This is a genomic window from Marinobacterium jannaschii DSM 6295 (genome assembly GCF_000620085.1).
In the GTDB taxonomy this organism is placed as follows: domain Bacteria; phylum Pseudomonadota; class Gammaproteobacteria; order Pseudomonadales; family Balneatricaceae; genus Pontibacterium; species Pontibacterium jannaschii.
On the sequence record NZ_JHVJ01000017.1, the window covers coordinates 167,290 to 183,326 of the forward strand.

The window sequence follows — 16,037 nt, forward strand, 5'->3', positions numbered from 1 at the left end:
CCCGCAGCAGCCATACTTAAGTATTCGTCTGTGCGCCCGCCGCCCAGTGAGACTCCAGCATGCAGTTAGAACAACAGATCGCCAACGAACTCCAGGTTCGCCCGCAACAGGTCAGCGCTACGATTCAGTTACTCGATGAAGGAGCCACCGTGCCCTTTATCGCCCGCTACCGCAAAGAGGTCACCGGGGCCCTGGATGACACCCAGCTGCGTCAGCTGGAACAGCGCCTGAGCTATCTGCGTGAGCTGAATGATCGTCGTAAGACGGTGCTGGACAGTATCCGCCAGCAGGGCAGACTCAGCCCCGAACTGGAACTACAGATCCAGCAGGCCGACAGCAAGGGCCGGCTGGAAGATCTCTATCTGCCCTACCGGCCCAAGCGCCGCACCAAGGCACAGCAAGCCCGCGAGGCCGGACTGGAGCCGCTGGCCGATCAGCTGCTGCAAAGCCCGCAGCTCGATCCGGCCCCAACGGCCCGCCAGTACCTCAACCCGGAAGCCGCCATCGATTCGGCCGAGAAGGCGCTGGACGGCGCCCGCCAGATCCTGCTGGAACGTTTCTCAGAACAGGCCGAACTGCTGACACAGCTGCGCGAGTGGCTGTGGCGCAACGGCCAGCTGAGCGTCAGGGTGGTGCGCGGCAAATCCGAAGAGGGCAGTAAGTTCCGCGATTACTTCGATTACAACGAACAGATTCAGAAGATGCCCTCGCACCGCGCCCTGGCCGTACTGCGCGGCCAGCGGGAGGGCATTCTCAAATTCAGCCTGCTGCCACCGGAAGAACACAACCTCTACCCGGTCGAACAGATCAGGCGCAGCTTCGGCCTGCGCGATAACGGGCGTCCGGCCGATGCCTGGCTGGCCGAGTCTGCCGCCCAGTGCTGGAAACAGAAGCTGCATGGCAGCCTGGAGAACGACCTGATTAAGCGCCTGCGCGAACAGGCCGAGACCGAGGCGATCCGGGTATTCGGCCGCAACCTGAAAGACCTGATGCTGGCGGCTCCGGCCGGTAACCGCGCCACGATGGGGCTGGACCCGGGCCTGCGTACCGGCGTTAAGGTCGCGGTGGTGGATGCCACCGGCAAGATGCTGGAACACGCCACCATCTACCCGCATGCGCCAAAGAAACAGTGGGACCAGAGCCTGGCCACCCTGGGTAAGCTGGCGCGCAAGCACAACGTTGAACTGCTCAGCATCGGCAACGGCACCGCCTCCCGCGAGACCGAGCAACTGGCTCAGGAACTGACCCGGCAGCTGCCGGAACTGGCCATGACCGCCGTGATGGTAAGCGAATCCGGTGCCTCGGTTTACTCCGCCTCCGAACTGGCCGCCAAGGAGTTCCCCGAGCTGGATGTCTCGATTCGCGGCGCGGTCTCTATTGCCCGCCGCCTGCAGGACCCGCTGGCAGAGCTGGTCAAGATCGAGGCCCGGGCGATCGGGGTCGGCCAGTACCAGCACGATGTCGACCAGAGTGCCCTCAGCGACTCGCTGGATAATGTGGTGGAGGATTGCGTCAACCATGTCGGCGTTGACGTCAATATGGCCTCGGTGGAACTTCTCACTCAGGTCGCCGGTCTCAACCGCACCACGGCACAGAATATCGTCGCCTACCGCGATGACAACGGCCGCTTCGAGCAGCGTAAACAGCTGCTGAAAGTGCCCCGCCTTGGCCCCAAGGCGTTTGAGCAGTGCGCCGGTTTCCTGCGTATCCGGGGCGGCAACAACAGCCTCGACAACTCCGCAGTGCATCCGGAAGCCTACCCGTTGGTGGAGCAGATGGCGGCCTACTGCCAGTGCCCTGTGGAGCAGCTGGTCGGTAACAGCCAGCAGCTGGAGAAATTACGCAGCGGCCGCTTCAGCAGCGATCAGTTTGGCAGCTACACCATCGCCGATACCCTGAGCGAGCTGGATAAGCCGGGCCGCGATCCGCGAGGCGAGTTCAAGACCGCCCGCTTCAGCGACGGCATCGAGAAGCCGGAGGACCTGGAAGTAAATATGCAGCTGGAAGGGGTGGTCACCAATGTCACCAACTTCGGCGCCTTTGTCGATATCGGGGTACACCAGGACGGCCTGGTGCATATCTCCCACCTGGCCAACCGCTTTATCAAAGATCCCCATGAAGTGGTCAAAGCCGGGGATATTGTCCAGGTACGGGTACTGGAGGTTGACCTTAAACGCCGCCGTATCGCCCTGAGCATGAAGGCCGCACACGGCGCCACTGAGGCCCCGCCGCCAGCGGCCAAGCCCCGCGGCCAGCAGCCGGAAAAACGCCGCGCCAAGCCGGCACCTGCAACCAAGACCGGGACCCTGGGCGACATACTGGCTGCCGCAGGATTGAAACGTTAAACACAACTGTCCGTTACGGAGCGGTTTTTTTCCAAACGCTCCACTATAATGGGCGAATTTTGCACTCGAACGAAAGGACGATAACTTGTCTGCAGCACTCGAACAGAAGCTGGAATGGCTGACTGCGCAGGGCCTGGCCCCGCTACTCAAAGGCATCCTCCACGGTATCGAAAAAGAGGGCCTGAGGGTCGATGCTGAGGGCGAGCTGGCGATGACCGATCATCCCCGCGCGCTGGGTTCGGCACTGTCACACGGCCATATCACCACCGACTACTCTGAAGCCCTGATGGAGTTTATCACTCCGGTCTTCAAGGAATCCGGTGAGGCTCTGCAGTTCCTGACTGAGCTGCATCAGTTCAGCTTTCAGAAGCTGGAGGATGAACTGATCTGGTGCGCCAGCATGCCCGGCCATATGCCGGATGAGAAGCAGATCCCGATCGCCCGCTACGGCAGTTCCAATGTCGGCACCATGAAGCATGTCTATCGTGTCGGGCTGGAACACCGTTACGGCAAGATGATGCAGACCATCGCCGGGATTCACTATAACTTCTCGCTGCCGGAAGCGCTGTGGCCGCATTATCAGCGCTACTGTGGCGATACAGGCAGCCTGCAGGAGTTCCGCTCGGCCGCCTATTTCTCGCTGATCCGCAACTTCCGCCGTTACTCCTGGCTGCTGCTCTATCTGTTTGGCGCATCACCCGCGCTGTGCAAGTCCTTCCTGGCGGGTAAGCCCCACCAGCTGGAGGAACTGGATCAGGATACCCTGTATCTGCCCTACGCCACCTCACTGCGCATGAGTGACCTGGGCTACTCCAATAAGGCACAGGCCTCACTGAATATCTGCTTCAACCGTCTCGACAGCTATGTCGACTCGTTGCAGAAGGCGATCGCCACCCCATACCCGGCGTATGAGGCGATGGGAGTGAAAGTCGATGGCCAATACCGCCAGCTCAACAGCAATGTGCTGCAGATCGAAAACGAGTACTACAGCGATATCCGTCCGAAACGGGTGACTGAATCCGGTGAGAAGCCGATCCATGCGCTGAAGACCCGGGGCGTGGAGTATATCGAAGTCCGCAATACGGATATCAACCCGTTCCTGCCACTGGGTATCGACCAGCTCCAGGCTGACTTCCTCGACCTGATCCTGATCACCTGCCTGCTGGAAAATGACGGTGAGATCAGTGATGTCGAATGCCAGATGATCCAGCAGAACAATAATCTGGTGGTCACCCGCGGGCGCGAGCCGGGCCTGAAACTGCAGCAGCAGGGTGGCGAAATCGAGCTGCCCCAGCTGGGCTCCCGTCTGTTACAGCAGATCAGCCAGGTGGCGCAGATGATGGACCGTATCGACAACAGCAGCCGCTATGCCGATGCCGTCACCGCCCAGCAGGCAAAGCTGGATGACAGCAGCCTGACGCCGTCCGCCCAGGTGCTGGCTACGCTGCAACAGCAGCAGATCAGCTACAACCAGTTTGTGATGGCCCAGAACAAGGCACATCGCCAGCAGCTGCTGGACCATCCTATATCAGCCGAGCAGCAGCAATACCTGCAGCAGACAGCAGACCGTTCACTGCAGGATCAGGCAGAGATCGAAGCCGCCGACCGGATCAGCTTTGAGCAGTACCTGGCGGAATACCACGCCAGCTGAGCCTCCGCCCGCCACAAAAAAAGGCCGCATTCGCGGCCTTTTTTATGCTGTCCGATCCCTTACTGGGTCACAAAACTGGTAAAGAACAGGTCGCTGACAAAGGCTTCCCCCTCTTCCATCACCAATACATCCTGGACAATTTTCAGCGCTTTCTGCGCCAGCGTCTGCTGTGCCTTCACCGTCTTCAGTGACTCTTCCGTCTGGTCGCTGAGCAGAAAAACAATATCATTACGGATCTGTGCCATATGGTAGTTAACAGCGTGATGCGCCGCTGGGGTGCTGACCTGAATAGTGACTTCACACTTTACAAACCGTGATTTACCGGGGCCACCAAAGTTCGCCACAAAGGGCTTCAGCTCAATATAGTTTACATAGTCATCCGGAACAGATGCTTCTTCAGCCCATGCAGGCTGCAGCATCAGCGCAAAGATTAACAGGGCAATCAGTCGTTTCAGCATAGGGTCCCTCGGCCTTCCTGTGCAGTGGTTAGATCGGTCTGTAAAGCAGGGTTAACAACTGTTATAGCTCAGGAAACAGTTTTGAGCCTGTTTCGCCAAGTATACCCTGCCAGCGCGAGGCTCAACAGTCTTACGCCTGTTGCGCCTGAGTTGGCGTTACGCATATTATGTCAGCAGTGCCGATAACAAATCTGAAAGGAGGCGCACCATGCTGGAAAAATGCCGTAACGCTAAAGAGCGCTGGGGTGGTGTCAGCGACATCATTGACCACTGGCTGGAAGAGCGACAGGAACTTATCAGCCTGTTTGTACATCTGCCGGAAACCGAAGTCGGTAACGGGCTGGCCGAACGGGTTCAGCATTTTTGCCAGATTCTGGTGGATTACCTCTCCTCGGGCCATTTCGAGGTGTACGAACAGTTGTTGCGCGAAGGCAGCGACTTTAATGACGGCAGCCTGGAAAAGGCTCAGCACCTGTTCCCGAAAATTCAGGTCAGCACCGATGCGGCACTGGATTTTAATGACCGCTACTCGCTGTTTGAGGAAACCACCCTGCAGCAGGTACGCGAATTCGCTGATACCCTTTCCGCGCTGGGTGAAAGCCTGGAAGAACGCTTTGAACTGGAAGACCAGATGATTGAGGTCCTGCACCACTCTCATCGCAATCTGGTGCTGGAAAAGCAATAACAGGACAGTCTGCATGACAAGGCACTACAGGCACATGAAGCGCCTGACCCTGAGTCTTATTAGCGCATTTGCAGTGACCGGCTGCGTCAGCGGCGACGACCCGGACAGCTTCAGGGAATATGCACTGAAAGGCTCATACAGCGCGGCAATCTCCGACAAGGGTAACTACGCTGCGCTGGGTTCGTTCAACCACGGCGGCAGCCTGTGGCAACTGAGCAACCACGCCCGCAAATACAACTGGAACCACCAGGCCGGTGGCTTCAGTATCATCGCCGCCACTGCGTTTTCTCCCGAAGAAACCTATGCCGTCACTGCGAACCAGCAGGACCTGGTGCTGTGGAACGTACTCAGCGGCCAGTCCGAAGGGTTCTGGAGCTCGCCGGCCGAAATCCTCGATATCGACCTGTCCCGCAACGGCGACTATGCCCTGCTGGGACTGGCGGATCATACGGCGGTTTACTTCGACGTTAAGAACGGCGGCGTGAAGAAGACCTTCCGCCATCAGGCCCGGGTGCGCAGCGTCGACCTGAGTGATGATGGCACCCTGGTGCTGACCGGGGACGATGAATACAAAGCCAGGCTGTGGGACCTGGAGAGCGGCCAGCCGCTACATGAGCTGAGCCTTGGGAATGTGGTCGACACCGTCGCACTGTCGCCCAATGGCCGTTACGCCTTCAGTTCCGGCAGCCTGGATAAGGCGGTTATCTGGGATACCAACAGTGGCAAGGTGCTGAAAACCCTGGCCAGTAACAACGACTGGTTTCCGAAACGGGTCAGCTACCTCAGCGCCCGCTTCTCCGCCGACAGTAACAAGCTGCTGACGGGTACGGCGTCCGGACTGGTGCAGCTGTGGGATGTGCGCAAGGGAACCGAGTTACGGCGCTGGCGCGCTCATAAGCGGGATCAGTATGGTCCGGTCGATACCGGTGTCTATGCGGTAGGCTTTGCCACGGGTAAGAAATATTTCGCCCTCGGCTCCAACGGCATCATGAACGTACTGAAATAGCCCTGTCGCTGACAGCAGCACAAAAAAACGGCCGCATCAGCGGCCGTTTCAGTATCTGGGCGCCAGCTTATTCAGCTTTGGCCGCTTCCTCGGAAGGATTGATCTTCAGCAGCTCGACTTCGAACACCAGTGTTTCGTTCGGGCCGATCGCATTGCCCATGCCACCCGGTCCGTAGGCCAGTTCGGAAGGGATCACCAGGCGGCTCTTGCCACCCTCTTTCATTAACTGCAGACCTTCGGTCCAGCCCGGGATAACGCCGTTCAGCGGGAAGGATACCGGCTCGCCACGGGAGTAAGAGCTGTCAAACTCCGTACCGTCCACCAGGGTACCGCGGTAGTGAACCTGTACCGTGTCGGTTACCGCCGGGCTGCTGCCTGCACCTGCGGTCAGCTCTTGGTACTGCAGACCGGAATCGGTGGTTTTGACGCCGTCTTTCTTACCGTTATCGGCCAGATAGGCCTGACCCTTCTCAAGGTTCTGCAGCGCCTGTTTGGCGAATGCCTGACGCTGTTCCTCGATCTTCTTCTGCTGGAATGCCTGCATCACACCCTGCACTTCTTCCTGGGTCAGCAGCGGCTTACCATCGCTGTAGACTGACTCGACACCGCGACGAAAGGCATCGGTATCCAGTTCCTTGAAGTCAACGCGCAGCTTTTCACCAAGGATCAGGCCCAGGCTGTAACTCAGCTTCTGTTCCTCACTCTTCAGCTCGTAGGCCATCGCAACAGGTGCGGTCAGTGCAGTCGCCGCCAGTGCAGCGGCCAGCATGATTTTTTTCATGATCGGATCCTTGTCAAAATGTCCGGAAATATAGGCTGTTAGTTAGTAGCCAATAGATCAATAAAGTTCATTTCCCTGCTGCATTCAGCGCATCAGGCCAGTTTTCCGGCACCGCATCCGCTGCATTCAGCACAACCTTAATGTCCGCCAGCATAGCATGATCCATCGGGATGCCTGCATCGCAGAGGTAATTTTTGATGTTTTTTGCCGCCAGCCCGATCCCCGGCTGTATCGGCAGGGCTTCGGCACTGGCATGCAACAATGCCAGCTCGACCTGTTCGCAGGCCAGTTCGGCCTGGCGCAGCGCCTTATAACAGGGCTGATAGCCCTCATCCTGCTGCCGTGCCCGTACCTGATAGCGCAGCGCCCGCAGCGGATGGGTAATCTGCTGCTGCCAGTGCAATGCGTCCGCGCCGCATGCCCCCTGCAGCAACCGTCCCTGCTCTCCCAGCCAGCAGCAGAACAGCAAGCGGTTGATACTTAAACCCTGCTGCTGCAATGACAGACAGGCCGCGGTCACCCCGGGCCGGGCATAAAGATCCAGTGCATAGTCCCAGAGTGCGTTTTGTAGTTGCATGGCTGTGATAAAATCCGTCGCTATGATTCAGTTACAGCAGCTTAGCTTACAACGCGGCACCCAGGTGCTGCTAGACCAGGCCGACCTAACCATCCATTCCAACTGGAAGGTCGGCCTGGTGGGTGCCAACGGGGTTGGCAAATCCTCATTATTCAAACTGATACTGGGCGAGTTACATCCGGATCAGGGTGACCTGCAACTGCCTGCCGGCCTGCGTATCGCGCATATGGCCCAGGAAGTACATGGCAGCGACCGCACGGCACTGGACTATGTGCTGGACGGCGATCACACCCTGCGTCAGGTACAGCAGGCGCTGGCCGTTGCCGAAGCCCGCGAAGACCATCACCGGGCCGCCGAACTGCATGCCGAGCTGGATAACCTGCACGGCTATACGGCCGAGTCCCGCGCCCAGCAGTTACTGGCCGGGCTGGGCTTTGCCAATGGCGATGACCGGCGCCCGGTATCCGATTTCTCCGGCGGCTGGCGTATCCGCCTTAACCTCGCGCAGGCCCTGATGTGCCCGTCTGACCTGCTCTTGCTGGATGAGCCCACCAACCACCTGGACCTCGATGCCACCGTCTGGCTGGAACAATGGCTGCGCGCTTATCAGGGCACCATCGTCCTGATCTCCCATGACCGGGATTTCCTCGACAATGTCACCGGCCATATCGTCCACTTCTACAACCAGAAACTGGATATCTATAAGGGTAATTACTCCCAGTTCGAAGTGATGCGCGCCCAGCGCCTGGCCCAGCAACAGGCGGCATTTGAGAAACAGCAGGTCCGCATCGGCGAGATAGAGAACTTCGTCCGTCGCTTCCGCGCCAAGGCTACCAAGGCCAAGCAGGCCCAGAGCCGGCTGAAAGAGCTGGAGCGGATGGAGAAGATCGCCCCGGCCCATGTCGACAGCCCGTTCAGCTTCAGCTTCCATACCTCGGAAAGCGTCTCCAACCCACTGTTGCAGATTCGCGAATCCGAACTGGGCTACAGCGACAAGGCGATCCTCAGCGGCATCTCCCTCAGTCTGGTTCCCGGTGCCCGGATCGGCTTACTGGGCCCCAACGGTGCCGGTAAGTCCACCCTGATCAAATCGCTGGTGGGCGACCTGCCACTGCGCTGTGGCGAACGCCGCGGCGGCGAACACCTGAAGGTGGGCTACTTTGCCCAGCACCAGCTTGAGGCTCTGGATCTGGATGCCTCGCCGCTGCTGCATATCCAGCGCCTGTCGCCGCAGGCATCGGATCAGGAGGTACGTAACTACCTCGGTAGCTTTGGCTTTATCGGGGATGATGCACTGGAACCGGTACGGCGTTTCTCCGGCGGCGAGAAGGCCCGGGTTGCGCTGGCGCTGATCGCCTGGCAGAAGCCCAATCTGCTGCTGATGGACGAACCGACCAACCATCTGGATCTGGAAGTCTGCCATGCCCTGACCATGGCGCTGCAGTCCTTTGAAGGTGCACTGATTCTGGTCTCCCATGACCGCCACCTGTTGCGCAATACCGTGGATGAATTCCTGCTGGTCGCCAACGGCCGGGTTGAGCCTTTCAATGGCGACCTGGATGACTATCAGAGCTGGCTGATGGAACAGCGTCGCCAGCAGCAGGCCCAGGCGGAGCCGGCAGAACGCGAAAACCGTTCCCAGAGCGCCGCCGAGCGTAAGGAAGCCAAGCGCATTGCGGCGCAAAAGCGCAACCAGCTGCGACCGCTGAAGAAAAAGCTGGAAAAGCTGGAGCAGCAGCTGGAGCAACAGCTGGAACAGTTAACCGAAGTGGAAGCCCGGCTGTCGGATAATGACATCTATGAGGATGCCCGTAAGGAACAGCTGAAACAGTTGCTGCAGCAGCAGGCCAGCCTGAAACAGCAGAGCGGCGAAACCGAAGAGCAGTGGCTGGAAGCCCAGGAAGAGCTGGAGGCACTGGAAGCCGAGCTGGAGCTGTAACCCTGGCCAGGGCCAAACGAAAAAGGGCTGCCCGATGGCAGCCCTTTTCTGTTCAGTCACAGGGATCAACTGTCGAGGCGGCTATTGGCCAGCGTCTCGGTCAGGTCACGGATCGCCTCATCCTCGGACAGCAGGCCATCCAGCATCTTATATACCCGCTTAGCATCCAGCCCCAGCTCCTCAAACAGTTCATCTGCCAGCGGTTCCAGCGGGCCGTCACTCAGGCCTTTGTCACGTAATAAGCGACTAGCCAGGTACAGCAGGCGCTCATAGGGACTGTATTCACCTTCCGGGTTGATACAGTGCTGATAGCGGATCGCGTCACAGACATCATCCGGCAGCGACCAGTTGGACAGCAGCCAGCCTCCGATCTGCTCCCGGGTCACATTCAGGATCTGTTGCTCCACCACCCAGCTGTTGATATGCGGGTTGGCTTCGATATAACGCGACAGCAGGGCAAACTGAGGCGGGAACAGGTACGCCAGCACCAGATAACCGAAGTTGTGCAGCAATCCGGACAGGTAGGCCAGGCCTGGACGCGGGCGCTTGGACGGCGGCATCATCCGGCACAGTTTCTCTGTCAGGGTCGCGGTATAGACGGCCTGAAGCCAGTATGGCGTACCGCCGCGCGGGCCTTCATCAGGCACATCCAGCATCTGCCCCAGCGCAGTACCCAGGGTCATATTAACCACCAGCTCGAAGCCCAGCACCCGCATCACGGCATCATCAATCGAGTCGATCTCACCCGGTGCCGCATAGTACGGCGATGCTGCCCAGCTCATCACCTGCGCCGCCAGGCTCGGGTCCAGGCGCACCACCGCCAGCAGATCATCGACTTCGGCATCCGGATCGGAACGCAGCACCACGATCTTCTGCAGCGTGGTCGGCAGGGATGGCAGGTTCAGGGTATCTTCCAGCCGCTGTTTAACCCGCAGCGCAGTGAACTTCTCCACTGCGTGACAGATCAGCTCTTCATCACTGCCCTGAGGCTGACCGGCTCGGATCTGGTCGGTCGACAGGCCCAGTTCGCAGCGCTCGGCACTGCGGCACCAGTTGCTATGGGCACGGAAATTCAGCGCGGAGAACGGTTCGAAAACAGCGATATCGCCAATATCGGCACAGCGGGGATCGATCAGCATCGGTAGCGACAGCAGCTTGCGCTGGCCGGTCTGCTGCCGCAGCCCTTCCTGGCCAAAGAAACGCCGCGCATCATCTGTCCTGACAGGCTGCAGGCTACGACCGGTCTGCTTCCAGACTGCAGCCAGGTTCAGTAACGCGGCCTGAGGCAGCAATGCCAGCATTTTTCCCTGTGAATCATGCAACAGCACCAGCCTGACGCTGTCATCACCGCAGGTTGCAGCAGGTTTCTGAACGCCTACAGACAATTTCCCAACTCCCTCATATTACCCTGTCGGACGAACCTCCATAGAGGCAGGTTCATGTATTCGAGTCTCAGCCCTTTCGGCGCTGATCACTTTGTATCGGCAGGACTGTATCGAAATAGAGCAAATATTTCATGAATATTTACTCAATAAATTTAACTACTGGCGTACCAGCTTATTCACGGTCTTCAGCACACGCAGCTTTTTCATCACCCGCGCCAGGTGGATACGGTCGCTGACGGTAAGCTCCATATGCACTGTTGCCAGCTGGCCTTCATGCTCGCCGATATCGATCTGCAATACATCAGCGCCCATTTTAGCCGCCGTCGTCGCCAGCTCCGCAATGATGCCCCGGTGTGATTCCACTTCGAGGTCCAGATTGACCAGAAACTCCTCGCTGATCTCTTCAGACCACTCCAGCAGGATACATTTTTCCGGGTTATCGCGCAGGTAACCGATATTGCGGCAGCTGCTACGGTGGATGACCAGCCCTTTTCCGGTGCTGATATGGCCGGTAATCAGGTCCCCCGGCACAGGACGGCAGCACTTGGCATACTGCAGCACCATCCCTTCAGTGCCGCGAATCGACAGCGGCTTGTCACTGCTGTTTTTAACCCGTTCGGTTTCATCGGTGTCCGGACGCAGCCGGCGCGCCACCACATAGGCCATACGGTTGCCCATGCCGATATCTTCCAGCAGATCGTCCAGGTTTTTCAGATCGGCTTCTAGCAGTAACTGTTCCAGTTTAGACGCATCCAGGTCGTTTAAAGAGGCATTGTAGTTACTGAGAGACTGGCTCAGCAGGCGGCGACCCAGGTCAATCGACTCGTGGCGCTGCTGATTCTTCAGGTAGTGACGGATCGCAGTCCGTGCCTTACCGGTGACGACAAAGTTGAGCCAGGCCATATTCGGGCGAGCACTTGGCGTGGTGATGATCTCGACAGTCTGGCCGTTCTCCAGCGGCTGGGACAGCGGTGCCAGACGGCGATCAATTCGACAGGAAACACAGGAGTTGCCGATATCGGTATGCACGGCGTAGGCAAAGTCTACCGGCGTGGCGCCATTCGGCAGTTCCAGAATCCGCCCTTTCGGAGTGAAGACATAGACCTCATCCGGGAACAGGTCTTTTTTCACATTCTCGATAAACTCCATCGAGTTACCGGCCCGCTTCTGCATCTCCAGCAGCCCCTGCACCCATTTACGCGCACGGTTATAGGAGCTTTCGGCACTTTCGGAGTTGTCTTTACCCACCGCTTTATAGTGGCTGTGTTCGGCAATCCCCTGATTGGCGACCGCGTCCATCTCCTTGGTGCGGATCTGCACTTCAATGGTGATATCACGGGCACCGAACAGGTCGGTATGCAGCGACTGATAGCCGTTGGACTTGGGGATCGCAATGTAATCCTTAAAGCGCCCCGGCACCGGCTTATAGAGATTGTGCACCGCACCCAGAATACGGTAGCAGTCATCGACCGTATCGGTAACGATCCGGAAGGCAAACACATCCATGATCTCGGCGAAGGACTTACGCTGTTCCTTCATCTTGCGGTAGATACTGCAGAGGTGTTTCTCACGTCCGGTAACCACTCCCGGACGGCCCTCCTGCTGTAGCCGCTTCTGGATGGTTTCCTCAATACTGGCGACGATATCCTTGCGCTGTCCGCGGGCCTGTATCACCGCACGGCGGATATATTTGGCGCGCATCGGATAGTGGGACTGAAACGCCAGTTCTTCCAGTTCGACCTGCAGGTCACGCATCCCCAGCCGGGCAGCGATCGGTGCGTAGATATCCAGGGTCTCGCGGGCAATACGGCGCTGCTTATCCGGCCGCATCGCACCCAGGGTGCGCATGTTATGCAGGCGGTCCGCCAGCTTGACCAGAATGACGCGGATATCTTCCGCCATCGCCAGCACCATCTTCTGGAAGTTGCTGGCCTGGGCTTCGGCCTTGGTCTCAAACTCCAGATGCGTCAGCTTGGAGACACCATCCACTATGTCCGCTACCGCTTCGCCGAACTGGGACTCCAGTCCCTCATAGGTGATCTCGGTATCTTCGATAACGTCATGCAGCATGGCGGCCATCAGGCTCTGATGGTCCATATGCATACCGGCCAGCACATTCGCTGCGGCCAGGGGGTGGGTTACATAGGGTTCGCCGCTCTTACGACGTTGGCCGTCGTGCGCCTGTTCGGCGTAGAAATAGGCACGACGCACCTGCTGAATCTGTGGTTGATCCAGGTACTCGGTAAGTCGTTCGGAAAGTGCGTCGATGGTCGGCATCATCCCTCCTTCATCCAAAGAAGCCTGAGTGAATACTGAGAATTCAGTAACGACTGCTCAGACTTCCGGGCAACCAACGTGGCTGCGATAACTGCCAGATATCAGGAATGATGCCGCATAAAGCGAGGTGGGGGAAGCGCTTAATCTTCTTCGATTTCGTCCAGTACGGTTTTATCGCAATGGCCTTCAGCAATTTCACGCAGCGCAACAACGGTTGGCTTATCATTTTCCCACTCTACCTTTGGCTCTTTGCCACCGGTAGCCAGCTGACGGGCACGCTTGGAAGCGACCAGTACCAGCTCAAAACGGTTGTCCACGTTTTCCAGACAATCTTCTACAGTTACGCGAGCCATGATGACCTCAATTAAGCAGGGGGGTTTAAAATGACCGGGCAGTTTACCGGTCAAAATTTAATCTTACAAGGACTAATCCGACAAGAGAGACTTCAGCAGTTCGGCGTGACGCTGATGCTGTTTCTCTGCCTGCTGGCGGTTGGCGATAAAGATCGCGTGCAACTGCTCCAGCGCTCCGGCAAAGTCGTCATTCACCACCAGATAGCCGAATTCAGCATAGTGGCTCATCTCACCGATTGCCTGCGACATGCGGTAATCGATCACGTCACTGGCATCCTGACCACGGCCTTCAAGGCGGCTGCGCAGGGCTTCACGGCTGGGCGGGATGATAAAGACCGATTCACAGGCGGGCATCAGTTTGCGAACCTGCTCAGCGCCCTGCCAGTCGATCTCCAGAATAACATCCAGACCTTTATCCAGTTGTTCCTCAACCCAGAGGCGAGAGGTGCCGTATTTGTTGGTAAATACTTCGGCATACTCCAGGAATGCATTCTGGCCGATCATCTGATCGAACTCGGCCATGGCAACGAAGTTGTAGTCTTTGCCATTCACCTCGCCCGGGCGGGCATCACGGGTGGTGTGGGATACGGACACCACAACCTGCGGATCACGTTCCAGCAGGGCTTTTACCAGGCTGGTCTTCCCCGCACCGGAAGGCGCGGAGATTACATATAGGGTTCCTTTGCTCATCACTTACTCGGTACTTGCAGTCCGGCCGTTGCTGACGGCGGACTGATATCAATATTGGGACAGATCCGGAATCTGATCTTTTGGCTTTGGCGACCATTTTAACCTACCTACCACACAATTCACGCCGAATTTATCAGACGTCGCCAACCCTCACCGATTACCGGCGCGTTAACCGAGCTGATACTGCCAGCCATCCGGGCTGCGCCGGAAATGGTTCCGGCAGACCTGGCTAAAACGCTGCCCGTCCCACTCCAGCTGCTCCAGCATCAGCTGTTGGCGGTCCCCCCGGATCATATTGAAACTGTTCGGTTGCCCTTCAATCAGCCGGCGCGATACGGTGGTACCTGCATGCGACACAATGATCCCCTGCAACAGCTGCACATAGGCCAGGTGAATATGTCCGCCCAGCACCAGATCCACACCGCTGGCCTGAAAGGCTTCCATTGCGCTGTCCCGGCCGCCGATCAGGTTACGCTTCTGGCGTGAATCCGGCAGCCAGAAGGGATGATGCGCCACCACGATACGCAGATGATCTTCGGGTACCTCACTAAGCACTTCCCGGATCGAGGCCACCTGCTGCTGATTGATACGTCCACGCGACCAGTCCAGATAGAAACCCAGTCGCCGCGCCGTATTGATTCCTGCCGCAGTCACCCCTTTACAATGCATGACCGGCTCCAGTTCCTCGGATACGTAATAGCGCCACTTGCGCCAGGGATAGAGGAATCGCTCGGCCAGCCGGTGTGCCGACAGATCATGATTGCCGGGAATAATCATATAGGGTTGTTCGAGGCGGCTGAGAAACTCACGGGCAGCCTGAAACTCCCGTCGCCTGGCGCGCTGCGTCAGGTCTCCGCTGATTATAATCATATCCGGCTGTTCTGCCGCCAGCGCCTCAAGCAATGCCCCCACCAGCACCGAACGGGCACGGCCGAAATGCAGATCGGACAGATGAGCAATGCAGGTCATAGCGCCTCCCGGGGCTTCAGTATGGTCAGTGCCTGCGGATGAATACAGTACTCCAGCGGCGGGCGCTGCGGATTCAGCTCGCCATCACTCATCACATGCAACACGCGTTTGCGGTGCAGAAACTGAATACGTGCCGACTCTGCCCGGAAACTCAGCATATCCGGGTCGTTCTGCCAGTCACGGGTCAGCAACCGGAAGATCAGCCGGGGCAACGACCAGAGTGATCGGTCACGGGCGATATAAATGCCGAGCAGACCGCAGTTCAGGCTTTTTCTGACCGGAATCAGTGAACTCTCAGCGGCAAGCGGATTGTTGCTAATGGTAACCGAGCGGGTATGCAGGCTATGTACCTGGCCACCGATCTTCAGATGGATGACCATCGAACGGTAAGCGAACATAAACCTCAGCATATACCAGCCCATCAGGGGCCAGCGCACCCAGCCGGCATGTTGTCGCAGACGTTCACGGCGTTCTGTCAGTCGGGTAGACATGCCGATATTGGAGATGCAGAGGAAGGGCTTTCCATTCAGTTCGGCCATATCGATCTTCTCAGGCTGCGCATCTGCCAGCTGGCCGATTGCGGTCACCATATCCAGCGACATGCCGATATCGCGCGCCAGAAGGTTCATGGTCCCACCCGGCAGCACACCCAGCGGGATACCCAGCCCTGATGTAATCTCAGCCACACTCAGGACGGTACCATCCCCTCCCGCCACCCAGACGGCATCAGGCTTATCATGCTGTAACAAGCGGCTCAGCTGTGCCAGCTGGCCGCCATCAAACGGTTCCAGTCGCAGCTTAAGGTGGCTGTCCGCCCTCAGCAGGCCTTCAAAATATTCCTGCACAGAGCCTTCGCACTGTTCCAGAAAGTGGCCGGCAAGCGGATTGTAGATCAGCACAATATCCCGAATCATAATTCTC

14 protein-coding genes are annotated in these 16,037 nt (G+C 58.1%); 5 read left to right on the top strand and 9 right to left on the bottom strand.

All coding sequences use genetic code 11. The annotated features are described in order from the left end of the window. Window positions 1-59: 59 nt before the first annotated feature. Window positions 60-2,345 carry a Tex family protein gene (locus Q354_RS0110160; RefSeq protein WP_027857512.1) on the top strand — a complete coding sequence of 762 codons (2,286 nt, stop codon included), beginning with the start codon at window positions 60-62 and terminating at the stop codon, window positions 2,343-2,345. Between the two features lie 85 nt (window positions 2,346-2,430). Further along, entirely contained in the window at window positions 2,431-3,996 is a 1,566-nt protein-coding gene (gene gshA / locus Q354_RS0110165) for a glutamate--cysteine ligase (RefSeq protein ID WP_027857513.1), read from the top strand. A 59-nt stretch (window positions 3,997-4,055) separates the two neighbouring features. Here gshA and Q354_RS0110170 read toward each other — a convergent pair whose 3' ends face one another. Then, window positions 4,056-4,454, bottom strand: coding sequence for a flagellar basal body-associated FliL family protein (locus Q354_RS0110170; RefSeq protein WP_051560036.1), 399 nt, complete (start codon window positions 4,452-4,454; stop codon window positions 4,056-4,058). A 208-nt stretch (window positions 4,455-4,662) separates the two neighbouring features. Here Q354_RS0110170 and Q354_RS0110175 point away from each other — a divergent pair, with 208 nt between their 5' ends. Both Q354_RS0110175 and Q354_RS0110180 read left to right on the top strand, forming a co-directional pair. Beyond that, complete coding sequence (locus Q354_RS0110175; RefSeq protein WP_027857515.1) at window positions 4,663-5,139, top strand: Rsd/AlgQ family anti-sigma factor; 477 nt, start codon at window positions 4,663-4,665, stop codon at window positions 5,137-5,139. Window positions 5,140-5,152: 13 nt separating this feature from the next. Next, window positions 5,153-6,145, top strand: a complete 993-nt coding sequence (locus Q354_RS0110180; RefSeq protein ID WP_245601020.1) for a WD40 repeat domain-containing protein — start codon at window positions 5,153-5,155, stop codon at window positions 6,143-6,145. A gap of 67 nt (window positions 6,146-6,212) precedes the next feature. Here the strand turns inward: Q354_RS0110180 and Q354_RS0110185 are convergent, their stop codons facing one another. Further along, the gene (locus tag Q354_RS0110185; protein WP_027857517.1) at window positions 6,213-6,926 is read right to left on the bottom strand and encodes an FKBP-type peptidyl-prolyl cis-trans isomerase; all 714 of its coding nucleotides are present in this window, start codon (window positions 6,924-6,926) and stop codon (window positions 6,213-6,215) included. A 67-nt stretch (window positions 6,927-6,993) separates the two neighbouring features. Next, window positions 6,994-7,503 carry a TIGR02444 family protein gene (locus Q354_RS27355; protein WP_051560037.1) on the bottom strand — a complete coding sequence of 170 codons (510 nt, stop codon included), beginning with the start codon at window positions 7,501-7,503 and terminating at the stop codon, window positions 6,994-6,996. A 22-nt stretch (window positions 7,504-7,525) separates the two neighbouring features. Between Q354_RS27355 and Q354_RS0110195 the strand changes: the two genes are divergently transcribed. Beyond that, window positions 7,526-9,442: an ABC-F family ATP-binding cassette domain-containing protein gene (locus Q354_RS0110195; protein WP_027857518.1), complete on the top strand. Its 1,917-nt coding sequence runs from the start codon at window positions 7,526-7,528 to the stop codon at window positions 9,440-9,442. A 65-nt stretch (window positions 9,443-9,507) separates the two neighbouring features. On the opposite strand, the gene Q354_RS0110200 is transcribed toward Q354_RS0110195, so the two are convergent. The 6 genes from Q354_RS0110200 to Q354_RS0110225 all read right to left on the bottom strand — a co-directional run bounded on the left by Q354_RS0110200 (window position 9,508) and on the right by Q354_RS0110225 (window position 16,030). Continuing rightward, window positions 9,508-10,827, bottom strand: coding sequence for an HDOD domain-containing protein (locus Q354_RS0110200; RefSeq protein WP_036229298.1), 1,320 nt, complete (start codon window positions 10,825-10,827; stop codon window positions 9,508-9,510). Window positions 10,828-10,983: 156 nt separating this feature from the next. Further along, a complete protein-coding gene (gene spoT / locus Q354_RS0110205) occupies window positions 10,984-13,104 on the bottom strand; it encodes a bifunctional GTP diphosphokinase/guanosine-3',5'-bis pyrophosphate 3'-pyrophosphohydrolase (RefSeq protein ID WP_027857520.1) in 2,121 nt (706 codons plus the stop codon). Between the two features lie 140 nt (window positions 13,105-13,244). Next, the gene (gene rpoZ, locus Q354_RS0110210) at window positions 13,245-13,457 is read right to left on the bottom strand and encodes a DNA-directed RNA polymerase subunit omega (protein ID WP_027857521.1); all 213 of its coding nucleotides are present in this window, start codon (window positions 13,455-13,457) and stop codon (window positions 13,245-13,247) included. A gap of 72 nt (window positions 13,458-13,529) precedes the next feature. Continuing rightward, the gene (gmk, locus tag Q354_RS0110215; protein ID WP_027857522.1) at window positions 13,530-14,147 is read right to left on the bottom strand and encodes a guanylate kinase; all 618 of its coding nucleotides are present in this window, start codon (window positions 14,145-14,147) and stop codon (window positions 13,530-13,532) included. A gap of 168 nt (window positions 14,148-14,315) precedes the next feature. Further along, window positions 14,316-15,116, bottom strand: a complete 801-nt coding sequence (locus tag Q354_RS0110220; RefSeq protein ID WP_027857523.1) for a metallophosphoesterase family protein — start codon at window positions 15,114-15,116, stop codon at window positions 14,316-14,318. Next, window positions 15,113-16,030 (bottom strand): diacylglycerol/lipid kinase family protein, encoded by a 918-nt coding sequence (locus Q354_RS0110225; RefSeq protein ID WP_027857524.1) that lies wholly within the window; start codon window positions 16,028-16,030, stop codon window positions 15,113-15,115. The genes Q354_RS0110220 and Q354_RS0110225 overlap by 4 nt, the downstream gene beginning before the upstream one ends. Between the last annotated feature and the right edge of the window lie 7 nt (window positions 16,031-16,037).